The following is a 25480-nucleotide window of genomic DNA, read 5'->3' as shown; positions in this document are numbered from 1 at the left end:
TACTGAAGCGGCTCCTGCCGCTTCAGAACTACAGATGTGTTACTACAGAAGTGCGATTAGTCTGCGGTACTAGAGGAGGTTAGATGGCGTCCGCGACTTTGTCTGCAACCGCTTTTGGTAGCCATTGCTGCCAAATCTCAGGTGATGTTTCTAAGAAATGGAACATGGTATCTTCGCCACTGGCTTGGTTGTCTTCCATCCATGCTAATAGTTGGTTCATTTGCGCGTTAGTGAATCCACGTTTGTTTAAATACTCTTGCACTTCAGGAGCACGAGAGGCGAATGCTTCCGTCACAATGGTATGCACTGGCGATGGTGGGTACATCGTGGTTTTAGGATCTTCACAGCCATCACGTGAAATACAGTTTAAGTATTCGTCTGTATCCACGCCGCTACCGAAATCGACTTTAACCATATCAAACTTACCGAGAATCGCGGTCGGAGCCCAGTAGTAACCGAACCATGCTTCTTCACGGGTATAGGCTTTAGCTAATGAGCCAGAAAGACCGGCACTCGAACCTGGGTCAACGACAGTAAAGCCTGCTTGGTCGAGATCCATGGCATTAAATAAGTTACCGGCACTGATCTGACAGTTCCAACCGGCTGGACAGCTATAGAATGCACTGGTATCGGGATCTTCTGGGTGTTCAAACAGTTTCGCGTGTTTTTTCACACCTTCGATGGTGGCAATTTCAGGGTATTGCTTCACAAGGTAAGCGGGAACCCAAAAACCTTCTTCACCACCTTCGACCAATGCTTTGCCTGCATAGCGTAGACGCTTATCGGCAACACCACGATCAAGGGCTTCTTTGAGACTGTTGCTCCACATTTCAGGGGCAATATCGGGCTGACCTTTCTCTATCATTGAGGTGCCCGTTGGCATCGTGTCACCTGGGATCAGTTCGGCATTACAGCCGTAGCCTTCATTTAAAATGAATTGATCAAGGTTGGCTAGAAAGCTGGCTGAACTCCAGTTCATCTCGGCGATGGTGACGTTACCACACTCGTCTGCTGAGGCTTGAGTAGCGGTTAAACCCGCCAAAATAAGAGTGGCTAATTTTAGTTTCATTTCGATTTCCATTCTAATGAGTACTCCATAAGGTTATCGAAATATTTGTTAGAGTTCAAACTATTGTTAAACTGCGTATTTGCCAAATTATCTTGCTTAGATGGGCTGTATCCCCCGAAATATAAGCGATAAGAGTATTTTTTACAGCGATTTATCTAATTGGAGAACGGTGGAGTTTTAGGCGAATGATTTTGTATCTAAATATTTATCTTTAGATATCTAATTAATTCTCGTGTTCAATCTGCTGACCACACATTACGGATATCTGGCCAGCCCCAGTTGGTTAGGGCCACGTCTTTAAGCACGCCATGAAAACGCAGTGTTTGACTGTGGTGAAAAAGTGGCAGTAACCAGTATTGATTAATAAGCGCAGCCGCAATGGGCTCTAAAGCATTTAGATACTGGTTGAGAGGGGTCGTTTGGCGCAGTGTTTGCAATGATTGTATCAGCCAAGTTTCTGCTTCAGCACTGATGCTGCCATGTAATATAGCGTTATGAAAAAGGTTGTTAAATGCGGAGGCGTGACGGTTGTCATCAAGGTTTATATTGGTCAGTACCATGGTCTCCTGTAAACGCTGTTCAGCGCAGAGACTATTTAACTCACGGTAAGAGTAAGTGTTCACTTTTACTTGGATGCCGAGCTGATTAAGTTGGTCTGCAACGGCGGTGGCGCAGTTAACCAGTGCATTGTAATCATAGACGGCAATTGAGATCTGTTTTGGCAAGGCACAAATAGGCGTATCCGGACGGATCACTTTGTGCCAAATAGGCAGCAGATTGTAGGCATGTTCACTACCAAAATTTTTGCCACGGTGCTGTAAATGCTGATAGACGGTTTCTGGTGTCACTAGGCTGGAAAAATAACGTCGCTGTTGCTCATTTAACCCGTCACCACTGCGCTGATTAAATAGGACGAACATGCAACCATCCTCGATGCGAGTTTGTTGAATTGCTTGTGAATCAGCGACTTGTGTCTCAGACGTTAAGTAGTAGTGACAGGCCTGTTCCCGTTGTTTTTCGGGATGATTGGTTTCAATCTGTTTTTGCTTCAACTCGCGTTCGTCAAGTTGCCAAATCGTAACCATATCGGTGAGAGCCCGGCAAGCATAATAGCGATCGAATGCTTGCATACACAGCTTGGTCTCTGAGTGTTCAACGACTTCGAATACGCCGCTGCCAGTAACAGCCCCTTGAAACTCTGGTTGCAGTTGATTTAGTGGTTGAATGGAATATTTGATCCCAGAGAGCAAGCCACCAAAGCCAAAATCGGGCTCTGAAAGATAAAAGGTGACTTTGTTGGTCATGGGCGCTTGCACTTCAATCAAGTGCTTCAATTCTTGTTGATAGTTTGTGTGTTGCTTGAGTTTTTGAAACAGCTCTGCGATATGGCAGGCATCAATGGCATTGCCATTGTGAAAAGTGAGTCCCGGTCTTAGGTAAAAAGACCATTCAGTACCGTGTTCATTGTGTTGCCAATGATGAGCGAGTTGTCCTTCGAGCATGCCATGGCGATTACTGGTGACTAAGCAGCAATACACCTGACGGATAAGATAACGTTCACTTGAACGGTGCAAAGAGTGGGGCAGCAATTTCTCAAATGGGCGTTTATAGGTGAGCTGAATGTGCAAGCGGCCTTCACGGATAGAGGCGCCGGAGGTACTTTGCAGCAGTTGGCCAAAGGCGCGCTCATTGTTGTCGAGTATCGCAAGCGCTTTTTCATATTTACCTTGTTGGATGCGCTTAGTGGCGAGTTGCGCTTTGAGCTCATCTAAATCTAATTGCAACATCAGGCTAGAGCGTTGATTGCGACCAACTTTAGGTTGCCAGCTAAGCCATTGTTGTTTTTGCATCTCTCCGAGCAAATTTCTGGCATGACGAGGGCTGGTAAATAAAGTCTCGGCAACGTCTGATAATGCCGTTTTGATTTCGTTGCCTACGCCAAGTGGCGCGAGGCGGGTATAGTAGCGAAGCAGGTTTAGATCAGACATATCGTTAGGCTCTTGTGACCAAATGAAGCAATTAATTGGATAATGATTTCCGCAATTGGTTCATTATACGCACAATTTTGCTGATTTATGCCGGATTTAGTTAAATTGAGGAACAATAAATATAAATTTGGTGAGTTTTTCTCTTCCTAATACTGGGTAAGAATAGCGGGGTGAGAGAGTAGAAAAAGCAGTAGTGAACAGAGATATGCTCCTGCACCCCCAGAACGCCTGCTTACTGCTGCTTTTTGTACTTTTTACCAATGAATAAATGAGGTTATTAAGTCAGTTTGTTGGTTTTTCTTTGTTGGCACGACGACGCACTATCAGGGCAATAAGGCCGATAAACACCAGCGCAGCAGCACACCATACGCCAAGTTGATGAGCAGTGTAGAAAGTACTGATTTGATGGAGATGAGCAAAAGCAACATTGCTCAGCAAGCTAAATACCGCTACCCAAATTGTCGTAGCCAGAGCATTACCCCACAGAAATTCGTGGCGTGGCATCTTGGCAATACCACAAGCAAGTGGCATGAATTGTTTCATTCCTTCGATAAAGCGACTGATCACCAAACATATCGGACCATACTGTTGAATCGCAGCTTGTAGTTTTTGCATTTTACTGCCCGATATATAGCCTTTTTTATCCAACCAACCTTCAAAGTAATAACCCAATAGGTAGCCGCAACTGTTGCCGATAAAACACGCCAACCATGAAACGATCATTACTGTAGGGAGATTCATCACTCCGCGTGACGCCAGTATTGAGGCTGCGATCATCAGTGATTGACCGGGCATGGGTACGCCAACCCCTTCGAGAAAGATACTCATGACTAAGGCCAGATAGCCGTAATGATCAAGTACCGGTGACATGGCGTTGAGTAATTCGTTGATGTGTTTCACACAAGACTCCCACGAGCTAAAACGTCTAAATACGCCTGTTGTTCGGATCAATCAATTGTCGTCCACGCTTTGATGCAAAACTTGACGTTGGTCTGATATTAGTGCTGCGAAAGCGAGCAATTAGGGGCGATTAATCATTCGGCTGAGTTGATTGCAAAATAAATAATCAATCTAAAAATTAATTTATCAATAAGTGTAGCGGAATTCGTATCGTGCCTGAGGCTAATTTCAGGATCGGGCGTGGCGCGACATTTTGTGGCAAGTTTTTTACCTAACAGCGATTAGCTGATTATTAATTAAAATAAAATTTGCTAGAACAAAAATTCGCTAACTATGCTTACAAGCATCAATTATTGACGAAAATATCCGCAAGAAGAGTGTGTGATCTGGATAGCTTATTATCGTAGTCGGTAACACCCACTTGCGTTGCGGTAGTGGCGAATAAGGCTCTAGCCAAAATTTACCACGTAAGCATAGGTGAGGTTTTATGAGCAATAAGATGGGGTTGATGGGGCTTACAACCATCGTAACGGTTAACATGATGGGTTCGGGGATCATACTGTTACCTTCCAGTCTTGCCCAAACTGGCGGGATAGCACTGCTTGCATGGGGGATCACCGCCGTCGGCGCGTTGTGTATAGCCTATTCCTTTGCCAAGTGTGGTATGTATTGCCAAGAAGATGGCGGTATGTCGGCCTATGCGCAGCGGGCGCACGCCAAATCGAGTTTTTTCATCGCTTCCTATACCTACTATGTTTGTTTGGTGATCAGTGCGGTGGCCATTGCCGTTACTTCAGTGGGGTATTTGGAGTCCTTCATTCCTTGGCTAAAACAGAGCTCTATTCATACCTTTGTTGGTGTGGTTGTGGTACTTGTTGTTACTCTACTTGCCAATATGCGCGGTGCTAAAATTACTGGCCGCATCTCAGCGATTACGGTGTGGGGAGTGATCATCCCTGTGCTCGGAGTCTCGGTGATTGGTTGGTTTTGGTTCGATAGTAAAATTTTCGCTGAGGCGTGGAATCCTAATAATGTTTCAATTTCAGCCGCGATGTCTTCAGGGATTGCTCTGACGCTATGGGCCTTTCTTGGTATCGAGTCTGCTGGTGCCAACTCTGGCGCCGTAGAGAACCCTAAACGCAATGTGCCACTGGCCTGTATGCTTGCCACCGTTTTTTCCGCCGTGACCTACATTGCTTCCACAACAGTGATTCAAGGTATCGTACCGAATGCTGAGTTGGCTAAATCAGATGCGCCATTTGGTTTGGTTTTTGCCGAGATGTTTGATCCAACCATTGGACAAATCATTACAGCAATGGCCGTTATTGCCTGTATTGGTTCATTGCTCGGCTGGCAATTTACCAATGCCCAAGTTTCTAAAGCGGCTGCCGATCTTAAACTCTTCCCCAAAGTCTTCAGTGACGTAAACCGATTTGATGCGCCAGTGAAGGGCATGCTGATCATGCTAGCACTAGAGATTGTTCTGGCCGTCATGACTATTTCACCTACGCTGATCAAGCAATTTAACGTACTGGTGGACCTCGCAGTATTCATCAATATGGTGCCATACATCCTATCGTTGACGGCGCTAGGGGTCATTTTGCGCCAAGCGAATGTGGGCGAATCAGAATACAAGGTTTCAATCTTCGTGGGTTCAATCGCAGTGCTATATAGCATTTATGGTGCATATGCGACGGGGCAAGAATCCATCTTCTACGGCACGCTTATTACATTAGTGGGGTATTTCTTCTATGGCTTTATTGCCAGTCGAGATGCCAAGCCAGTATCTGGCTCACAGGGATAAGTGCACGACGATTTATTACTACCAATCCAATAATCAATGAATTAACGATAAGGTACGATAGCTATGAGGAAGTACGGTAAAAAGAAGCACGCTTTAATTTTTAACGATACTGTCAAGGCGGGCGTGATTGAAAATGCGCTTAACCGGTTGATTGAGGAGTTTGCCAGCGAAAGCGTTGAAGTGACGATTGCGACGTCATTTGATGATTGTTATTCGATATTCAATGCTAATACCCCAGTAGACTGCTTTATGCTGACCTCGCAAATGACGGGTCGACAAGCCGACGAGAACGAAAAATTCTTTAAATTGATTGATAAGCTCAATCGTCGCCAGCAAGGCGTGCCGGTCTTTCTTTTAGCCGAGCGGAAAAAGATCACGCTTTCTGTGAGTCGCGATTTAATGTCACGGGTTGATGAGTTTGTCTGGATTATTGAAGATACACCAGACTTCATCGTTGGTCGTGCCGTTGCTGCGATGGAACGCTATCGCGATCAACTGTTGCCACCATTGATGGCGGCGATGATCAAATACGATGACGTGCATGAATACTCTTGGGCGGCGCCGGGTCACCAAGGTGGGGTTGGTTTTACTAAAACCCCGGCAGGGCAACGTTTCTATCAACATTATGGAGAAGCCCTTTTCCGCTCTGATATGGGTATCGAGCGTGGTTCACTCGGCTCTTTGCTTGATCACACTGGCTATTTTGGCGACAGTGAAGCCTTTGCTGCTAAGGTGTTTGGCGCTGACAAATCCTATTCATTGGTGACGGGGACCTCAGGGGCAAACCGTACCATCATGCAAGTGTGTATGAAGGAAAATAGCCTCGCGATTTGTGATCGTAATTGTCATAAATCGATCGAACAAGGCTTGATGCTGACAGGGGCTCGTCCTGTTTATATGCTGCCAACTCGTAACCGTTACGGCATCATTGGTCCTATTTATCCAGAGCAGATGGAGCAGGCCGCGCTCAAGCAGCGTGCTGCAGAAGGGCCATTAACCAAAGATTTTGCCAATCAAGATCCGGTTTACGCGGTGATCACCAACTGTACTTATGATGGGTTGTGCTACAACGCTAAGCGCGCGCAAGAGATTCTAGGTAAGAGCAGTAACCGTATCCACTTTGACGAAGCTTGGTATGGATACGCACGTTTTAACCCGATTTACACCGATCACTTTGCCATGCGTGGTGAGCCAACCGAGAGCGAAGACGAGCCAACCGTATTTGCCACTCACTCGACGCACAAGTTACTCAATGCCTTATCGCAAGCCTCTTATATTCACGTGCGCCATGGTAAAGATGCGATTGATTTCCAGCGTTTTAATCAATCTTACATGATGCATGCGACCACTTCTCCGCTGTATGCGATCAGTGCATCGAACGACATTGCTGTATCGCAAATGTCGGGTAATCGAGGCTACTCGCTGACTCAAGAAGTGATTCATGAAGCGGTTGATTATCGTCAAGCGATGGGCCGCCTGTATCGTGAGTTTGAGCAAGATGGTGACTGGTTCTTTAAACCATGGAATGCAGAAACCTTTACTGATCCCAATACCGGTGAGACAGTGCCGTTTGAAGAAGCTGATCCGCAACTGCTGGCCTCAACACAAGATTTCTGGGTGATGAAACCGGGCGATGAATGGCATGGCTTTAAAGATATGCCGGAAGATTGGTGTATGCTCGACCCGATTAAGGTTAGTATTCTTGCTCCAGGGATGGGGGATGATGGCACCTTGCTTGATACGGGGGTTCCCGCGGCGTTGGTGACTCAATATTTAACCCGTTATGGCATTGTGCCAACACGTACTACCGACTTCCAAGTGATGTTCCTCTTCTCTATGGGGATCACCAAAGGTAAGTGGGCGACATTGGTTAATACCTTGCTGCATTTCAAGCAGCATCACGATCAAAACACACCATTGAAAAGTGTTTTACCTGATTTAGTCGAAAATTACCCTGATGTATATGGTGAGATGGGTATGAAGGATTTGAGTGTAAAAATGTTTAATTACCTTAAACAGCATACTCCTTCGGACAAGCTTAATGCGGCTTATTCAACCCTACCAGAAGCGGTAATGACGCCACGAGCGGCGTTTGAATCTATCGTTGAAAACAATGTTGAGATGGTGCCATCGACCCACCTACAAGGTCGCGTATCTGCCAACGCCGTTATTCCATACCCACCAGGTATTCCTATGCTGATGTCAGGCGAAAGTTTTGGCGATAGCACCAGTCCGCAGATCACTTATTTGCATAGCTTGGAAGTATGGGATAAAGAGTTCCCGGGCTTTGAACACGAAACGGAAGGTACCGAAGTAGAGAACGGTATCTATCATGTAATGTGTGTGAAGAAATAGTGCTTATAGAGAAAGCTGAGAGATAGGAAAAGGAAAAAGCCCGCTAAATAAGATTTAGCGGGCTTTTTGATACTGAATCAATGGTGTTTTCAATCAAGATAGTTATCTGAGCATGATGGTGCAAATGGCTGATCAGTGACTATCTCGATTGTCATTAGGCAAATGTATGTTTATTGATTACAGCGTTTCAATCGCATCAAGTAGCTGACGATTAAATTCTTCTGAGGTGACTTGAGCCGTTTCCATATCAAAGTTGTCGTAGAAGCTTGGTAGAGAGATGCTCGCTTTTACGTCGGCTGCAAAGTACGGCGCTGAACCTGATGCTGCAGCTAGGACGCTACTTGCGCCACCTGGGCCTGGTGACGTTGCAAGCATGATAACAGGTTTACCTTGGAACACTTTCATGTCGATACGGGTAGTCCAGTCAAAGACATTTTTGTATGCCGCGGTGTAAGAGCCGTTGTGCTCAGCAAACGAAATAACAATCAAGTCAGCCTCGCTGATCGCTTGGAAAAATTGTTTCGCTTGCTCTGGTTGGCCTAGCTCTTTTTCACGCTCGTCGCTAAAGATAGGCATTTCGAGCTGGTGGATATCCAACATGGTGATCTCAGCGTTTGGAACTTGTTTTGCTGCGTAGTGAGCCAGTTGTTGGTTGATTGAATTTTTGTTGTTGCTTGCGCCAAATGCTAAAACTTTCATGCTCTATTCCTCAATGTAGTGCTTACTGCTGTTGCTCAATTCGGTTGATGTAGAGAGTTTAGTTTGATTCCATATTTTGATTAATAGGGTAAATGTGTAATTATTATTTCCATATGACTTGTAATGAGGTGAGGTATGAGCCTTTCAGATACGAACTTACTCGATGGTATGGTGATTTTTACGACGGTAGTTGAGCTGGGGAGTTTTACCAATGCAGCCAATAGTACCGGCCACTCGACTTCGTTTATCAGCAAAGAAATTAACAAGCTTGAAGAGCGATTAGGGGTACGTTTGCTCCATCGGACAACGCGCACGTTAAGTTTAACACCAGAAGGGCAGCATTATTTTCAGCACAGCAAGCAACTGATTGAAAGTGCACAAGAGCTTGAATTGGCGATCAGTGGCCAACAACAAGAGCCGACGGGGGTACTGAAGATTAGCTGTCCGGTCAATTTTGGTGCGGCTCAACTCAGCCCCGTATTGGCCAAATACATGCAGCTCTATCCCAAGGTAAAAGTGGAAGTATTTGCCAGCGACCATAAGGTGGATTTGATTGGTGAAGGCTATGATGTGGTGTTGCGTTCATCGTCAAGCGCTGCTGACTCTAGTTTGATTAGCCGTCTTGTTCAGCGCTCCTGTACTCGCACCGTTGCTTCACCGAGTTATATAGAAAGACATGGCATGCCCAAACACCCGAATGATCTTAGCAAACACAAAATGATTTGTTATAGCAACCACAAGCAGCCTTATGTGTGGAACTACATTGATCACGATGGCTCACTACTGCGTATTGAGGTGAGTGGAGTGATGACGACCAACAGTCCAGAAATGTCTCTCAGTTTAAGCACGTTAGGGCAAGGTATTTGCCGCTTGCCTGAAGCGTTGGTATTAGACAGCATTGAGCGAGGCGAATTGGTCGAGTTATTTACCGATTTCCCGGTACATAAAATCGAAATGTGTCTGGTCTACCCAAGTCGTAAACATATGTCGACTAAGGTTCGTCGCTTTATTGATTTGGTGGTGGAAGAGTTAAAGTAGTGGAAGAGTGAAAGTCGCTGAGCGTGCAAAGCGGATTGTGAATAGTAAAATGCCCACTCAATGAGAAAGAGTGGGCTTGTTCAATTTAAGCTATCGTTTTAACCCGAGTTTCTTCAGGTTTTGGCCGAAAACCTATAGCGCGATAAACAGACCAGCTAATGCTGCGCTCATCATGTTCGCTAGCGTTGCCGCCGTTACCGCGCGGAAACCAAGTTTTGCGACATCTTGACGACGTTCAGGTGCCATAGCACCAATAGAACCTAGCTGAATTGCAATTGAGCCGATGTTGGCAAAACCACACAGTGCGAAAGTGATGATCACTTGGCTATGGGCAGACAGCGTGTCTTTAACGTTGACAAAATCCAAGAAAGCGACAAATTCATTTAGAATGGTTTTTTGGCCAATTAATGCACCAGCTGTGACAGCTTCGTTCATTGGAATACCTGCAATAAATGCAAGCGGTGCGAATAGATAACCAAAGATTAATTGTAGCGTTAGATTATCAAAACCAAACCAGTTACCTACGGTTTCAAAACCAGCGTTAACCATTGCGATGACACTAACAAAAGCAAGCAGCATAGCGCCAACGGCAACCGCTACTTTTACGCCGTTCATCGCACCTGAAGCCAAAGCATCAATAATGTTGGAATCGGTACTTTTCTCTAATTCGATGGTGCCTTGATGAGCAGACGTTTCACGCTCGGGTACCATCATTTTTGCCATTAATAGGCCACCTGGTGCCGCCATAAAGCTGGCTGCGATTAGGTATTTTAATTCGATACCAAGAGCGGCGTAGCCACCAAGAACTGAACCAGCAACGGATGCCATACCACCAACAGTCACTGCAAACAGCTCTGAACGAGTCATTTTTGGTAGGAAAGGACGAACAACTAGCGAAGCTTCACACATCGAAAGGAAGATATTGCTGGTTGCGGCCAGAGATTCAACCTGAGAAGTTCCGAGTAGACGAGCAATACCACCACCAATCACCTTGATCAGTTTTTGCATAATGCCAAGGTAGTAAAGCATAGAAATAATAGAAGAAAGGAAAATAATAAGAGGCAGAACGCGAATAGCAAAGATGAAGTTACCAGAGGCTAGATCGCCAAAAAGGAAACTGATACCGGCATCAGCGAATGCGAGCAGACCAGAGATGGCATCGCTCACGGTTCCCAATAAAGATTGACCCAATGGGAAATAGAGAACTAAGGCAGCAAAGCCTGCCTGAAGTGAAAATGCCCCGATGATAGTACGCCAGTTAATATCACGGCGACTGTCTGAAAGTGCGTAAGCACACGCCAATAGAGCCAATATGCCGGCCAAGCTGAAGATGATTTGCATTGTATTGCCTTGCTAAATGTCAGTCTTAAGGCGGGTGAAGAATTACACGCACACAAGCATTGACAACAAGACGGTATTTATTGCGTCGTGTTGGTTCTGCCCGATAGCAAATTCAAGACCCGTAAACGCTCACAGTTACGCTGGGCCCGATTCCTTGGGGCAAATATCCATTTTTCAGTCGATTGAAAGCCGGTTATGACCTATTCATACAATTACAATTGTGCGAGTAGGCTTCTTATCTAACCGGGCGCGGAGTATACGCAGGCTTTCGGTCCGTGACAACGATCACTTTTGTTAAAGTTTTTCCATAAAAGAGAACGGTGACGCAAACGGTTGGGTTTTGTGTGCGAAATAGCAGCAAGGCTTGATGACTAAGGGCGCAATGAGAAAGTGGTCATCAAATAAAAACAAAAAGAAATATGGGTGTTACTTATTGATATTAAAGCACTAGCCTCGAGTGATTTGGCTCTATCTGGCGTGATAAGGTGGTTATTTGCATTGATATGTTGATACCGAAGGGTAAAAGCCTCAGAATGTCGAACTTTTCTACCCGAGCCAAACAAAAATGTCTTGCTCGGCAAGAACCACTATATATTGAGAATCAAATTTATGGGTTTTACCTCGCTCGCTCTTTCTGCTCCAATCCTTAAAGCTATTCAAGAGCAAGGATATGATACGCCGTCGCCAATTCAGGCTCAGGCTATCCCTGCCGTTCTTGAAGGACAAGATGTCATGGCAGCAGCCCAGACGGGTACCGGTAAAACAGCTGGCTTTACGCTTCCAATCCTTGAACTACTAAGTAAAGGTCAAAAAGCGAAGAGCAACCATGTTCGTGCTTTGATTCTAACGCCGACTCGTGAGCTTGCTGCGCAGATCCAAGAGAACGTGCACAACTACAGCCGTTACCTAGATCTAAATTCTACCGTGGTATTTGGTGGGGTAAAAATTAACCCGCAAATGATGCAACTGCGTAAAGGCAGCGACATCTTGGTGGCAACTCCGGGTCGTCTACTTGATCTTTTCAATCAGAAAGCGGTGAATTTTTCACAGCTTGAAGTCTTAGTCTTAGACGAAGCCGACCGCATGTTGGATATGGGCTTCTTCCGCGATATCAGCAAAATCCTAAACTTGCTACCGAAAAAGCGTCAAAACCTACTGTTCTCAGCGACGTTCTCACCAGAGATCCGCGATCTTGCAAAAGGTTTGGTGAACAACCCAGTCGAAATCTCAGTTGCACCGGCTAACTCAACCGCAGAAAAAGTAGAGCAGTGTATCTACCCTGCGGATAAAGGTAAGAAGCCAGCGATGCTATTGAAGTTGATTACCGATGGTAATTGGCGCCAAGTATTGGTTTTTAGCCGCACTAAACATGGCGCAAACCGTCTTGCACATTACCTAAATGAGCAAGGTGTGACAGCGGCACCAATCCACGGCAATAAGAGCCAAGGTGCGCGTACTCGTGCATTGGCTGATTTTAAATCTGGTGATGTACGTGTATTAGTCGCAACCGACATTGCTGCGCGTGGTATTGATATCCCTCAGTTGCCACAAGTCGTGAACTTCGATCTACCGAACGTATCAGAAGACTACGTACACCGTATTGGTCGTACTGGACGTGCTGGCGAAGCGGGTAAAGCCGTATCATTAGTGTGTGCGGATGAAACCGATGAGCTATTTGGTATTGAGCGTCTAATTCAAACGCTACTACCACGCATGGAGTTGGAAGGCTTTAAACCAAGTAATCCACTACCAGAATCACGTTTGGATACCCGCCCATTCAAAGCGAAGAAACCAAAGAAAGCGAAAAAGCCAAGAACAGGCCATGCTGATGGTCAACGCTCTGGTGATAACGCACGTGGTAACAAGCCTGCAAGCAAAAATAAACGTCATTTTGGTCCTAAATCAGCGGATGGACAAAAAACTCAAAATGGTAAGCCAAACACGGGTTCTAAACCTGCCGGTAATAGTCAAAAGCCTGCGGTGAAATCAGGTGGTAATACTGGCAGCGGCAACTCTGGTAGTGGTAACAACGCTAACCGCAACGGTAACGCTGGTGGCAATCGCAACGCGAACAATAGCGGTAATCGCTCACGCACTGGTGGTAACGCAAGTAGTGCGGGTAAGCCACAACAAAACCGCCGTCCTCGCCCTGCAGCAAATAGCAACCGTGGTTAGTCAATGACAAGGTAAAAAGAGTGCTTAGTTAAAGGGAAAGCCAGTGATGACTCACTGGCTTTTTTGTATCTATACAATTTGAAAGCGTCTGATTAAGAGATAAAAATTGCTCAAAAGGGATGTGTTTAACATTTATGGTATACCGTTTCTTTATGTGACCAGTTTTTTTTTCGTGATCAAAGCGAAAAAAATCAAAATAAATTAGTTCAAAAAATGGCCGTTTTTGACGGTTTTTCCATTGATCTTACAGTGTTTTTCTCATTCACTGTGAATGTAACTAAATGTAAATTTTACGGTGTGTTCGATGTGCTCTCATCAGTATCAGGTGAGTTACCACTTCAGCCTCTAGGCTAAGTCAGTTATAGCGCTGTCATTCAAATATCAATTAAATGAGATGCAAATCACGTTTAGTTGTCTGTGTAAATCATTACTTTTAAGGTTTAAATAACAAAACTCACACTAACTATTTAAAAGTTATCAATAAGTCGTATTGGATTGGGTTGGAATGGTTTATAAAGCTAAGTGATAAATCATTGGTTACATCTATATTTGGCGACTCATTCACTAAAATGATGCATTTCTGTCTGTTACGCGATAAATGCTGTGCTACAGCAATTATATTGCGCTTTATATAGGCCCGGGCAATATTACTCCTTTCTCATGTCGCACGTTGTTTCACAACCTCTATCTACGCAATATTAAATTGTCGGTTCTGGAATATTCAGTCTAGTCTCATAGTGGTACTTTGCGGGCATTGGGTTTCTCCTGTCTCCATATAATCCAGATCAATCATGTGGTTATATGCCTACTCGCAGTACCTGACCTGTTTAATTTTAATGTGATGAATATGAGGTTAGTTAACATGGCAAATACGGGAAATATAAATAAAGGGCGGATAGGTGTATTCGCCCTTGCAATGCTAAACATTGTTGCCGTAGTCAGTTTAAGAGGCCTTCCTGCAGAAGCGGAATACGGGCTAAGTTCGATTTTTTACTACATCTTCGCAGCTATCGTGTTCCTTATCCCTGTTTCTCTTGTCGCGGCAGAACTTGCGACGGGTTGGTCAGAAAAAGGCGGTGTGTTCCGTTGGGTGGGTGAGGCGTTTGGTCCTCGACTCGCTTTAGTGGCCATGTTCATGCTGTGGATTGAAGTAACGGTGTGGTTTCCGACCGCATTAACCTTTGGCTCAGTCTCTCTTGCCTTTGTTGGTCCGGATCAAACATGGGACCAAGCGCTATCCCAAAATAAATTTTTTGTATTAGGGGTTGTACTGGCGATCTATTGGCTAGCGACTATCATCGCATTGCGTGGTACGGATGCGTTTGCAAAAGTCGCCAAATGGGGGGGCTTAATTGGTACCGTTATTCCAGGTATCGTGCTGATCGTATTAGGTTTCTCTTACCTATTTTTCTCCGGTCAACCAGCTCAAATTGAATTGTCTTGGAGTAACGTTATTCCAGACTTCTCTAATTTCAATAATGTCGTACTGGCCGCGAGTATCTTCTTGTTTTACGCCGGTATGGAAATGAACGCGTTACACGTGAAAGAAGTCGAAAACGCCCCTCGTAATTATCCATTGGCTATCATGATTGCAGCTGCGGGTACTGTGGGTGTATTTGTTCTCGGAACGCTTGCGATTGCCTTCATCATTCCACAACAAGACATAAGTTTAACGCAAAGCTTGTTGGTTACTTACGACAAGATGTTTGATTGGGCCGGTATCGGTTGGGCTGCACCTATTATGGCTGCGTGTTTGGCTCTGGGCGTTCTTGCTGGTGTAGTTGGTTGGGTTGCTGGTCCTTCATCAGGTTTGCTTGTGGTTGCAAAAGGCGGCTTTCTACCTCGTTTTTGGCAGCAAACCAATAAACATGGTATGGCAACGCACATCATGATGGCGCAAGCATTACTTGTGACGATGATTTCTACCGTTTTTGTGGTGTTGCCATCAGTACAAGCTGCTTACCAAATCCTTAGCCAGTTGACGGTTGTATTGTACCTAATTATGTACTTACTGATGTTCGCTGCAGCTATCTACTTACGTTACAGCCAACCAAATCGTCCACGCCCATACAAAATTCCAGGCGGTAATATTGGGATGTGGTTGGTAGCGGGTCTGGGGTTCATCGGTTCATTAACGGCGTTTCTATTCTCGTTTATTCCACCAAGCCAAATCGCGGTGGGTAGTCCTGAAGCGTACGTTGGTATTCTTGTTGCTCTGACCGTGATCTTTACCGCGGTACCATTTGTAATCTACAAAGCGCGTAAACCACACTGGAAAGATCCTGCGGTAACCGATTTTGCCCCATTCACGTGGGAAATTGAAGATATGCACCCGGGTGTCATCAACCCTTCAGATAAAGTCACTCACACATTGAATTCTTAAATTAAGGGTTTGCGAAATGTCATTAGTTACTAAATCAATCACCCAAGACGAGCTTGCTGCAGTTATGCAGCAAGCGCTGGATAACAGTGCAAGCAATACCGATGGCGAGAACGCTTCGTATATTCCGTTCTTAGCGTCGGTGCCTTCTGAGTTAGCTGGCCTAGTATTTGTCTCAGTCACCGGCGAGGTAATTCAATTGCAGGATGCGGATTACAAGTTCGCGATTGAATCAATCTCAAAAATCATGACGCTCGGATTAGTGTTAGAGCAATCTGGCGCCGACGAGCTGCATAATAAGATTGGCGCTGAGCCAACAGGTATGCCATTTAATTCGGTATTAGCATTAGAGCTTCACAAAGGTAAACCGTTAACACCATTGGTTAACGCTGGTGCAATGGCAACCGTGAGTTTAGTTAAAGCGACTGATCCTGAAGATCGTTGGCAACAAATATTAGCGTTTCAATCAGCTTTGGCTAATAGCGAAATTGAGTTGTCAGATGAAGTTAACCAGTCTGAACAGACCACCAATACTCATAATCGTGCGATTGCGTTGCTGTTGGAATCGTCAGGCTGTATGTATTCCGATTCGATGCCGGCGTGTGATGTGTATACCCGCCAATGTTCTACGCTATTTAACACGGTTGAATTGGCAACTGTAGGGGCAACATTGGCCAATGGCGGTAAAAACCCATGTTCAGGCAAGCAGGTTATTAAGCCAGAAAACATCCCACACATTTTGGCTGAAATGGTGATGGAAGGGCTTTATGACACCTCTGGTGACTGGGCCTATGACGTAGGTTTACCAGGCAAAAGTGGCGTCGGTGGTGGCTTGGTCGCAGTTATTCCAAATGTCGGCGCATTGGCGGCATTCTCTCCACGCTTAGACCAATTCGGTAACAGCGTACGTGGCCAACAAATGATCAAACAAATCGCTCAAACTATGGGTTGGAATTTGTTCAGTAGTCAGCAACATTAAGGTAGGAAGAAAAATATGGCACTTCATAATGTAAATCCAAACAATGACCCAATTTTTGGCTCAGAAGACATCCATAAAGTTGCGGCTGCGAAAAAGCTTCCACAGCAAGAACAATCACCAACGGTCATTTACCAGATGATTCGTGATGAGCTTTACCTTGATGGTAATGCGCGTCAAAACCTGGCGACGTTCTGCCAAACATGGGAAGAAGATGAAGTTCATAAGTTGATGGATCTCTCCATCGATAAGAACATGATCGATAAAGATGAATACCCACAATCGGCAGAAATTGAAGGCCGTTGTGTGCATATGCTGGCCGATCTCTGGAATGCGCCGGACGCAGTGACAACCGTCGGTACTTCGACCACAGGTTCGAGTGAAGCATGTATGCTGGGTGGTTTGGCTGCGCTATGGCGTTGGCGCGATCGACGTCGTGCGCAAGGTTTGTCAACAGACAAGCCGAATATGGTGTGCGGCCCTGTGCAAGTGTGTTGGGAAAAATTTGCACGCTACTGGGATGTAGAAATCCGCCAAATGGACATGGAAGAGCACCACTACTTCATGCAGCCAGAAGATATGCTGAATATGGTGGATGAAAACACCATTATGGTGGTACCAACATTCGGTCAAACCTTTACGGGTCTGTACGAAACCGTCAAACCGCTTGCGGATGCATTAGATGGTTACGAGCGTGAGACGGGTATTTCAATCGATATCCACGTTGATGGTGCAAGTGGCGCTATGTTAGCTCCATTCTGTGCACCTGACATTGATGCATGGGATTTCCGTCTAGAGCGTGTGAAATCAATCAGTACTTCTGGTCATAAATTCGGTTTGTCACCAGTGGGCGTTGGCTGGATCATTTGGCGTAGCAGTGAAGACCTACCAGAAGGTTTGGTGTTCCACGTTAACTACCTTGGTGGTGATATGCCGACTTTCGCGTTGAACTTCTCTCGTCCTGCGGGTCAGATTATTGCTCAGTACTACAACTTCCTTCGTTTAGGCTTTGAAGGATACCAACGTATCCACTCAGCAAGCTATGATGTGTGTGAGTACCTAGTTCAAGAGCTAAATAAATTCGATCTGTTTGAGTTCTTATTCGATGGTAACCGCGAGAAAGGTATTCCAGCTATCGCATGGCGCTTAAAACCGGGTGTGAAAGTGGATTACACACTTTACGATCTAGCGGATCGACTACGTACTCGTGGTTGGTTGGTGCCAGCTTACAGCTTGCCAGCAAACATCGAGACAATGGTCGTGCAACGTATCTTAGCAAAACAGGGTCTAACTATTGATTTAGCGAACCTACTGATTGCAGATTTCAAACGCTCAATCGAGTTCCTAGAGAAAAATGGTTCAACTAATTGTACTGCGGAAGATTCAAGTTCATTTGATCATAGTGGTCACTAAGCCCGAACTACCGTCTATACGGTATAAGGTGCAATACTAAAATAAAGGCCGATTGTGTATGCAGTTGGCCTTTATTGGTTTTATGTCTAGCCAGCTATAAGAGTTTGAATCGTATGTTTGTCCATATTACTGAAATTATCTGCATCTGCGCCTTTGCACTCAGTGCTGTGCTCAGTGAAGCCAATAAAGGTAAAGATATTATTAGTGTATTAGTGCTTGGTTTAGTCACCGCTTTGGGAGGCGGTACGGTTAGGGATGTTATTTTATCGACTGAGCAAGTTTTTTGGATTCAATATCCGGACTATTTTTGGGCGGCAATTATCAGCTCGCTGGTCGGTTTTTTTATTGCTGCGGAATTGAGAAAGCTTAAAGCGGAGCGACTTATTTTAGTCTTGGATGCGATTGGTATTTCAATCTTTTCGATCTTGGTCGTCAAAAAGATGGTTCATCAAGATTATGCGGCTTATGTAGCCATTACAATGGGGGTGATTACCGCAGTCTTTGGCGGTGTTGTTCGTGATGTCATCGTTAACCGCCCAACCATGTTCAACAACACTGAATTTTACGCTACCCCGGTAATTATTGGTTGTACGGCGTTTGTCGGCTTCTCGCACCTAGGTATGAATGCTGATGTGAACACCATCCTCTGCATTGCTTTTATCGTCATATTTAGGATTTATATCGTGGTCACGAAGAAAAGCTTCCCAAGCTACCTACTGCTTAAATAACAAAAGTTGTGGAACGACTCCTATTCTTTTGTATATAAAACAGATTTCTCCTAGCACAGGAGTTTCTCGTTCAAGCCCATTCATATAATTACCTGCGAAAATGCGAGCTTTGTTGAATTAAAGACGATCGCCAATTATCGGTGCTTTTTAGTGCCAATGACCCATGCTAGTTTCCACCTGAAGTGCGACGAATGAATTTCGTGACATTGTCACATTTATATTGAGTGCGTGTGTTTCCATTTGCTCGTGAGGTGGCGTTATATCTGTGGTAAACGATTCGCAACTTAATATGGCCGTAGATCTTGAAGAGAAAGGAGTCTCCATGTCGACAGCACAACACTATTTACTATTTGCCAAATATAACCAGCGAATGAATTGGCAACTGTATCAAGCGATAGAACCGTTATCGATCGAAACTATCAATCAAGATAGAGGGCTGTTTTTTCAATCGATTCTAGGCACTCTGAACCACCTTTTGGTCGGTGATCTTATTTGGTTACGCAGATTTGGTCATTTTTCTGACCGTTACGTCTCACTCGCATCGCTGGTTACCTGGCCAGTGCCAACGTCTCTAAACGATGTCATTTATCGTGATTTTTCCGAGTTAAAACAAGCAAGAGAAAGCCTTGATAGATTGATCATTAATTGGTTAACGAACGAGGCTCTTAGTGAGGATTTTACCTACCAACTGGTGTATGCCAATACGGCTGGTGTGGTCAGTGAACGGAATTTTGGCGCATTAATCAGCCATCTTTTTAATCATCAAACTCACCATCGAGGTCAGTTAAGCACGGTACTCAACCAGTTAGGAGTCGATGTCGGCGTAACGGATTTCTTATTGGAGATCCCAGACGATAGAATTTAGTGTCAATGCTGATGTTTTAACCAATATCTACAAGGAGATTAATTTGCAAGTTTTGATCGTACATTGCCATCCTGAGCCACAGTCCTTTAATGCTTCGATGACCAATTCCGCAGTGGAAGCGCTAGAGCAAGCGGGACATAAGGTCGTCGTTTCCGATTTGTATGCACAAAATTTTGACCCGGTAGAGCGTGCTGAACATTATAAAAGTCGAATTGAATTGAGCCGTTTTGACATTCTTTCTGAACAACGAAATGCTTATAAAACTCAAACTCTTAACGCAGATATCAAACGAGAAATTGAGCGCCTAGAGCTGAGTGATTTAGTGATCTTTCAGTTTCCACTTTGGTGGCATCAACAACCGGCGATGCTAAAAGGTTGGTTTGATCGTGTATTCGTCGGCGGTGGTTTGTATACCAGTACAATGCGCTACGATAAGGGCTATTTTAAAGGTCGAAGAGCAATCTGTTCGGTTACATCAGGAGCTCCCTTATCGACTTTTACAGAAAATGGCCGCGGTGGTGGAGAGATCGAAATATTGTTACGTTCCATCAATTTTTCTCTCCACTACATGGGTTTTGAAGTATTGCCTCCTTATCTCGCTACCGAGATCCAAAATAAAGGGTTTACTTATAAAGCACCTCAGCAGTTTGAGTTGGATCTTGAGGAAATTTTGCAAGATTGGCGCAGCCATGTGACACAACTTAGTGAACTTGAACCCATGCATTTTTATGGGTGGAAGGATTGGGATGAGTCGGGCGCTGAAGTCGGAGGGTAAGCTAACTTACTCAAACTATCAGCTCAGGCGACAATGGTTAGAGTGTCATTTTATGCCTTCTTCGCCAATAAAAACGTATCAGTTCGCACTTTGTTGAAAGTGCATAAAATTACTGCGATGGATAAATGATCATGAATACTGTTGGCGGTCACAATGAGTGATTTAACGCTTGCTCTTGAGTAACCGCCATAAACGCCCATCGATAGCCGATAAGCCCAATGCGATTAATGCGATGCCAACGAAATGTATGGTTTGCAGTGTTTCATTTAAAAATAGCGAACCCAATAAAATAGCCGAAACAGGCACCAATAGTGTCACAAGTAATACGTTGGTCGCGCCAGAGCGTTCTAATATTTCGAAATAGAGGATATAGGCTACGGCGGTTGAAATGATCGCAAGCCCTACGATTGCCCCCCAAATATTACTGCTAACGTCGGCGATGTTCGGTACCCCTTCGACAACAAAGGTGATCGGCAATAGCACCAATGTAGAGGCTGTTACTTGTCCTGCCGCCGTTAAAATGGGATTGATGCTAAACCCTTTGAATCTACGGCCGTATACCCCCGCAAAAGAGTAAGAGAGCGCTGCGCCAATGATGGCCAGTTGAGGTAGCACGTTGCTGACATCAGTACTGGCTGGAACGCCAATCATGACCACCACACCAATAAAACCGAGTGCGACTCCCAAACATTTTAATGGTGTGATCCGTTCGTCTGGCAGCAATATACCTGCGACGACAACGGCGAAAATAGGCGTGGCTGCGTTTAAGATAGAAGCCAGTCCCGAAGCGATTTGAGTTTGTCCCCATACAATCAGTGCAAAGGGAATCACATTGTTGAGTAACCCCATACCAAGAAAGGAACGCCAAACTTTAGGATCAAAAGGAAGGCGGATGCCACTCACCAAGATCACCAACCACAGCGTGATAGCGGCAAGGCCAACTCTTAGTGTCACGATGGTTAACGGAGGCAGTTCTCGGACAGCGACGCCGACAAAGAAAAATGAGCCACCCCAAAGCAGAGAAAGACCGAGCAGCATCGCCCATACGCGCGCGCTCTGAGGTATCAATGCTGGTCGTCATAACATTCGCTACAGTAATAGAAGTTGAACTAAAAGCATATTCGTTGAGGGTGAAATAACCAATTACAGTTTGGGAAAGTGTTATCTCACGAGCTTTATTTGCTAGCGGATCGCCATTTTTTTACGGATATTTTGTCGATGATGATGCGATTATCGTCAACCGATCCTACGCTTAGTGCTGTTATTTGATTGAATTGTTAATTGAGCGGTAAGTTCGCTCGTAGCAGAGGAAAGCAGATGAACATGATAAAAAAGTTGTCGACGGTTTCACTGTTGATGAGTATTCCGTTGTTTGGTATCAGTAACGTATTTGCGGCGGATTCTGGCGATACTATGACACTAACCAGCCCTACCGTGACGAACGGGGAATCACTCACTAAAGCACAAGTCTTCAATAGCTGGGGTTGTACCGGTGAGAATATTTCACCCAAATTAACTTGGTCAGATATCCCTGAAGGCGCGAAGAGCTTTGCGGTGACCATGTATGATCCTGATGCGCCTACGGGCAGTGGCTGGTGGCATTGGATGGTGATTAATATCCCTGCGAAGGTGCATATGCTTGAGGCTCATGCTGGCAACGTTAGCAATGAGTTCTTACCAGCAGGAGCATCTCAAGTCACCAATGATTTTGGTGTCAAAGCATTTGGTGGCGCTTGTCCGCCAGAAGGTGCGCAGCCACATAATTACACCATTACCGTTTATGCATTAGATGTGGAGCATATAGACCTGCCAGCCAATGCGATGCCGGCTTATGGTGGCTATTTGATTCATCAACACGCCATTGCAGAAGGAAAACTTGTTGCTCCATCTTCTTTACGTTAACTCTCCACGTGTAAGAGCGTTAGCGAAGTACTTTGGCGAGTGGATATGCTCAGTCATAAGTGTTGAATAATGAGAAAGGTAAACCAGTGGGTGATGATGGAAATCAACCGCTGGTTTATTTTTTCAGCTGAGCATGTTGCACTTCTTGCTGCCTAGAGAGAAAGGGAGTACATCGGACATCATAAAATTATGTCGCTCATTTCATATATTTTTCAGGCATTTTTCGCCACACTGTCACCATTAAGAGCAATGCCTCGTCAAAAAGAGATGTTGTTTATCTGTTGTAGAGAGGCGTATAAATGGAACTTCTAGTGGTTGTGTTGGGGCTTGCCGTCATAGCGACCCCCATCATTGCTTTGGTGGCTTTTATTAAGGTGCGATCCCTTGAGCGGCAAGTATCGATATTGACGCAAAAAGTCGCTGAGTTACGTTCTGCTGGTGTGAACTCTTCATCGAGTGAGGTTCATCATGAGAATCGTGCACCAAACACGATGCATGACATCGCGGCGGAGCCTTCTAACGCTAAATCGCAGACTCAAACAGACCCTGAGCCGCCAATAGCTCAAGCGACTACTCATTCTCACTTAGAACAGCCCCAATCAGACTATTCTTCGATTGCGGATGAACCGCTAATTGTGGTGAACCCGAATGGTGGATTGTCATTCCCCCCGACTAAGCCAAAGCCGCACTCCTCACAAACGAAAGTAAATACTTCTGATGTTGTGACGCAATTATTTGATCGTTGGCTGGCACACGTAAAAGAAAATTGGCTGGTTTGGGTCGGTGGCGTAGCGATGGTGATCGGTGTGGCGTATTTGATTGAAACGGTCGGAACTAACTTCACCATTCCATTATTTGTTCGCGTTCTGATTGCGATCCTTCTTTCTTGTTCAATGATTGGTCTTGGTGAGTGGTTACACCGAAAAATTACCGCCATTGACGGTGACTTTCTCCACCAAAAGGCCGATGCCTATATCCCTGCGGCGGTGTATGGTGCGGGAATGAGTGGGCTTTATGGTACTGTGATATTCTCTGCGGTGATCCATGCATTTATTCCTCCGGCGATCGCGCTTGGGTTAATGGCGATATTAGCAGCCGCAGCACTTGCATTAACGCAGCGGTTAGGGCCTCTAATGGCCGTACTGGGTTTATTTGGTGGTTATACGGCGCCGATATGGATTGGCGGTACTGAGCCGAATTTCATTTTGCTTTCTTCTTATATCGCGAGTATTTCGATTGCGGGGATGTGGGTTCAGCAGCTTACGCGTATCCCGTGGCTTACTTACGGAATTATTGCGTTACACAGCTTATGGCTATTCGCGATTGCCTATGCGCTTCCGCAAGCGGATTTGTTGGTGTGGTTTGTACTGTTTGTGCCAGTTTCATGTTACTTGTTGGTGTTTGTACCACAACTGGGTTGGTCACTGGGCTTCCAATGTCATTACCGTACCCGTCCGCCATTTTTTAATGCGACGATTCCCGCTGCGATTCTTGCAACTCTCAGCGCGTTTTTACTTGATAAGACGCCAGTGTTGGGCTGGTGGTCTTTAATCTATTTTGTATTGCCAGTACTACTGTTGATATTCCCTGCCTGTCGTCTAGGCCGAGCGCCAAGGTCGTTCTCTTGGGTCAATGTGGTTGCAGCGCTGAGTATTATCGTAACGGCTTTGATGCTCATAGAATCTCAGCCAGACATCATAGTGGGTATTTTGGTTGTTAGTGGTGAGCTAATTCTGTTGCTACTGCTGAGAACCATTATGCAATACGAGCGAGGTGATAAATCGAGAGTAAGTGGTTGGCAGGCGGTGATTTTAGCTCCGCTGCTTATCGTGTTGTCGCTATTCTATATTGACCATTATCAACCTGAATATCGCTTAACGACGACCTTCTTTGCGGTGGTGTTCATGCTACTGTTGGCTTGGCTAGCGATTAAGTTTGTCGCCCTTAGAGCCAATTTGTCGGTGGCGATACACGCTTTATTGCTGACCATCGGTATTATTTACAGTGCAGGCGGTGAATTAACACTGTTTATTGCGGCGCAAATGTTGTTGATGGCGATGCAGGTTCAACGCAATTGGCTAGCGCCAAATCTAGCAGTTTTTAAGGCGTTTGGCAGTGTGCTTGTGGTGCGCTTGTCACTATTGCCATTTTTTCCTGATCTACAAACATTAGCGGCTCCACAATGGAGTTGGTTATTGCTAACCATTGTGCCAAGTGTGTTAGTTTTTGCTTGGATTCGCGGCATGTTGCGTCAGCACCAACATGGTATTGCCGAATGGTTTGATGCCGCAATGCTTCATCTATTGGTGATATTAGTCTTTGCTCAAACCAATTACCTGCTGCTTGGTTATTTCAACTTCCTTTATCAATTTGAATTTGAAAATATCGCCATCTTTGCAGGCCAGAGTTTAGCGTTGATGGGCGTGTATCAGTTCAAAGCGTACCATAGCCAGTCTTTGCAATTTTTCTATCGCTGTTACAGCCTGGTTTTGTTAGCGGTAGCCGCACTATGTGCCGTGATTCTAAATACGGTATTTCAGCCTTTCACTAGCCTTTATGTACTTGGTAGTGATTGGCCAGTGTTGAATTGGCTCAGTGTTGGTTGGCTGGTGCCTGCTCTGATTTTGGTGGTAATTGCACGTTTGCAACTTTATCCAACTCGAACTCGTGAAGTATTTGGCGCCGCTGCGACGCTTATGCTGCTTTGGGTGATGTACAGCATTCGTCAGTTCTGGCAGCAAGGGCCTTTGACGCTCGATATGCCAACCAGTATGGCGGAGTTATTTAGCTACTCGGTGGCGCTGATTTTGCTTGGCGTCGCGATTACCTATTATGCGTTACAGCACGAGCAGCGTATTTTACAGAGCATCGGTTTTGCCATGTTAGGTGTCGCGGCGTGTAAAGTCTTCTTATGGGATGCAGCGGCACTTGAAGGGTTATGGCGAGCCATCAGTTTTATGGGCCTTGGCGGCTGTTTGATTGGTTTAGGGTGGTTGTTCCAACGGTTACAGATCAAATCGTCGAAGGAAGTTTGAGATAAAAGATAAAGCGCTGTATTCGTACAGAGCAGAA

The 25480-nt window shown here is 45.2% G+C and carries 18 protein-coding genes; 12 read left to right on the top strand and 6 right to left on the bottom strand.

Annotated features, from left to right (window positions below; translation table 11 throughout):
• Positions 1-79: 79 nt before the first annotated feature.
• The 3 genes from RH86_RS06175 to RH86_RS06165 form a co-directional block, all read right to left on the bottom strand.
• Positions 80-1069, bottom strand: coding sequence for an ABC transporter substrate-binding protein (locus RH86_RS06175; protein WP_038219339.1), 990 nt, complete (start codon positions 1067-1069; stop codon positions 80-82).
• A gap of 236 nt (positions 1070-1305) precedes the next feature.
• On the bottom strand, positions 1306-3057 hold the full coding sequence (locus RH86_RS06170; RefSeq protein WP_009385566.1) for an SgrR family transcriptional regulator: 1752 nt from the start codon (positions 3055-3057) through the stop codon (positions 1306-1308).
• A 282-nt stretch (positions 3058-3339) separates the two neighbouring features.
• Positions 3340-3957 carry a DedA family protein gene (locus RH86_RS06165; protein WP_009385565.1) on the bottom strand — a complete coding sequence of 206 codons (618 nt, stop codon included), beginning with the start codon at positions 3955-3957 and terminating at the stop codon, positions 3340-3342.
• Positions 3958-4444: 487 nt separating this feature from the next.
• Here RH86_RS06165 and potE point away from each other — a divergent pair, with 487 nt between their 5' ends.
• Together potE and adiA are read left to right on the top strand one after the other, a co-directional pair.
• Complete coding sequence (gene potE, locus RH86_RS06160) at positions 4445-5761, top strand: putrescine-ornithine antiporter (RefSeq protein WP_009385564.1); 1317 nt, start codon at positions 4445-4447, stop codon at positions 5759-5761.
• A 63-nt stretch (positions 5762-5824) separates the two neighbouring features.
• The gene (gene adiA, locus RH86_RS06155) at positions 5825-8116 is read left to right on the top strand and encodes an arginine decarboxylase (RefSeq protein WP_009385563.1); all 2292 of its coding nucleotides are present in this window, start codon (positions 5825-5827) and stop codon (positions 8114-8116) included.
• 177 nt (positions 8117-8293) lie between these two features.
• On the opposite strand, the gene RH86_RS06150 is transcribed toward adiA, so the two are convergent.
• Positions 8294-8815 carry an NADPH-dependent FMN reductase gene (locus tag RH86_RS06150; protein WP_009385562.1) on the bottom strand — a complete coding sequence of 174 codons (522 nt, stop codon included), beginning with the start codon at positions 8813-8815 and terminating at the stop codon, positions 8294-8296.
• 135 nt (positions 8816-8950) lie between these two features.
• Between RH86_RS06150 and RH86_RS06145 the strand changes: the two genes are divergently transcribed.
• Complete coding sequence (locus RH86_RS06145; RefSeq protein WP_009385561.1) at positions 8951-9853, top strand: LysR family transcriptional regulator; 903 nt, start codon at positions 8951-8953, stop codon at positions 9851-9853.
• A gap of 132 nt (positions 9854-9985) precedes the next feature.
• On the opposite strand, the gene RH86_RS06140 is transcribed toward RH86_RS06145, so the two are convergent.
• The gene (locus RH86_RS06140) at positions 9986-11194 is read right to left on the bottom strand and encodes a NupC/NupG family nucleoside CNT transporter (protein ID WP_009385560.1); all 1209 of its coding nucleotides are present in this window, start codon (positions 11192-11194) and stop codon (positions 9986-9988) included.
• 609 nt (positions 11195-11803) lie between these two features.
• Here RH86_RS06140 and RH86_RS06135 point away from each other — a divergent pair.
• The 7 genes from RH86_RS06135 (at position 11804) to RH86_RS06105 (ending at position 20506) form a co-directional block, all read left to right on the top strand.
• Positions 11804-13369, top strand: coding sequence for a DEAD/DEAH box helicase (locus RH86_RS06135; protein WP_009385559.1), 1566 nt, complete (start codon positions 11804-11806; stop codon positions 13367-13369).
• An 862-nt stretch (positions 13370-14231) separates the two neighbouring features.
• Positions 14232-15752, top strand: coding sequence for a putative glutamine/gamma-aminobutyrate antiporter GadC (gene gadC / locus RH86_RS06130; RefSeq protein WP_083823364.1), 1521 nt, complete (start codon positions 14232-14234; stop codon positions 15750-15752).
• 16 nt (positions 15753-15768) lie between these two features.
• The gene (gene glsA / locus RH86_RS06125) at positions 15769-16728 is read left to right on the top strand and encodes a glutaminase A (RefSeq protein WP_009385557.1); all 960 of its coding nucleotides are present in this window, start codon (positions 15769-15771) and stop codon (positions 16726-16728) included.
• A 15-nt stretch (positions 16729-16743) separates the two neighbouring features.
• Positions 16744-18138 (top strand): glutamate decarboxylase, encoded by a 1395-nt coding sequence (locus tag RH86_RS06120; RefSeq protein WP_009385556.1) that lies wholly within the window; start codon positions 16744-16746, stop codon positions 18136-18138.
• Positions 18139-18251: 113 nt separating this feature from the next.
• On the top strand, positions 18252-18866 hold the full coding sequence (locus tag RH86_RS06115; RefSeq protein ID WP_009385555.1) for a trimeric intracellular cation channel family protein: 615 nt from the start codon (positions 18252-18254) through the stop codon (positions 18864-18866).
• Between the two features lie 322 nt (positions 18867-19188).
• Positions 19189-19731, top strand: a complete 543-nt coding sequence (locus RH86_RS06110; RefSeq protein WP_009385554.1) for a DinB family protein — start codon at positions 19189-19191, stop codon at positions 19729-19731.
• Between the two features lie 43 nt (positions 19732-19774).
• Positions 19775-20506 carry an NAD(P)H-dependent oxidoreductase gene (locus tag RH86_RS06105; protein WP_009385553.1) on the top strand — a complete coding sequence of 244 codons (732 nt, stop codon included), beginning with the start codon at positions 19775-19777 and terminating at the stop codon, positions 20504-20506.
• A gap of 162 nt (positions 20507-20668) precedes the next feature.
• Here the strand turns inward: RH86_RS06105 and RH86_RS06100 are convergent, their stop codons facing one another.
• Entirely contained in the window at positions 20669-21574 is a 906-nt protein-coding gene (locus tag RH86_RS06100; protein WP_038219318.1) for a DMT family transporter, read from the bottom strand.
• Between the two features lie 249 nt (positions 21575-21823).
• On the opposite strand from RH86_RS06100, the gene RH86_RS06095 reads away from it, so the two are divergent.
• Entirely contained in the window at positions 21824-22408 is a 585-nt protein-coding gene (locus tag RH86_RS06095; protein ID WP_009385551.1) for a YbhB/YbcL family Raf kinase inhibitor-like protein, read from the top strand.
• A gap of 299 nt (positions 22409-22707) precedes the next feature.
• Positions 22708-25443: a DUF2339 domain-containing protein gene (locus tag RH86_RS06090; protein WP_009385550.1), complete on the top strand. Its 2736-nt coding sequence runs from the start codon at positions 22708-22710 to the stop codon at positions 25441-25443.
• Positions 25444-25480 lie beyond the last annotated feature (37 nt).

It is taken from the genome of Vibrio sp. N418, assembly GCF_000222565.1.
Lineage (GTDB): Bacteria > Pseudomonadota > Gammaproteobacteria > Enterobacterales > Vibrionaceae > Vibrio > Vibrio scophthalmi.
This window is presented reverse-complemented; position numbering and strand designations above follow the sequence as displayed.

Coding starts and splice junctions, on each gene's coding strand:
- RH86_RS06175 (WP_038219339.1), bottom strand. CDS start 1,069: ATGAAACTAAAATTAGCCACTCTTATTTTGGCGGGTTTAACCGCTACT.
- RH86_RS06170 (WP_009385566.1), bottom strand. CDS start 3,057: ATGTCTGATCTAAACCTGCTTCGCTACTATACCCGCCTCGCGCCACTT.
- potE (WP_009385564.1), top strand. CDS start 4,445: ATGAGCAATAAGATGGGGTTGATGGGGCTTACAACCATCGTAACGGTT.
- adiA (WP_009385563.1), top strand. CDS start 5,825: ATGAGGAAGTACGGTAAAAAGAAGCACGCTTTAATTTTTAACGATACT.
- RH86_RS06150 (WP_009385562.1), bottom strand. CDS start 8,815: ATGAAAGTTTTAGCATTTGGCGCAAGCAACAACAAAAATTCAATCAAC.
- RH86_RS06145 (WP_009385561.1), top strand. CDS start 8,951: ATGAGCCTTTCAGATACGAACTTACTCGATGGTATGGTGATTTTTACG.
- RH86_RS06140 (WP_009385560.1), bottom strand. CDS start 11,194: ATGCAAATCATCTTCAGCTTGGCCGGCATATTGGCTCTATTGGCGTGT.
- RH86_RS06135 (WP_009385559.1), top strand. CDS start 11,804: ATGGGTTTTACCTCGCTCGCTCTTTCTGCTCCAATCCTTAAAGCTATT.
- gadC (WP_083823364.1), top strand. CDS start 14,232: ATGGCAAATACGGGAAATATAAATAAAGGGCGGATAGGTGTATTCGCC.
- glsA (WP_009385557.1), top strand. CDS start 15,769: ATGTCATTAGTTACTAAATCAATCACCCAAGACGAGCTTGCTGCAGTT.
- RH86_RS06120 (WP_009385556.1), top strand. CDS start 16,744: ATGGCACTTCATAATGTAAATCCAAACAATGACCCAATTTTTGGCTCA.
- RH86_RS06115 (WP_009385555.1), top strand. CDS start 18,252: ATGTTTGTCCATATTACTGAAATTATCTGCATCTGCGCCTTTGCACTC.
- RH86_RS06110 (WP_009385554.1), top strand. CDS start 19,189: ATGTCGACAGCACAACACTATTTACTATTTGCCAAATATAACCAGCGA.
- RH86_RS06095 (WP_009385551.1), top strand. CDS start 21,824: ATGAACATGATAAAAAAGTTGTCGACGGTTTCACTGTTGATGAGTATT.
- RH86_RS06090 (WP_009385550.1), top strand. CDS start 22,708: ATGGAACTTCTAGTGGTTGTGTTGGGGCTTGCCGTCATAGCGACCCCC.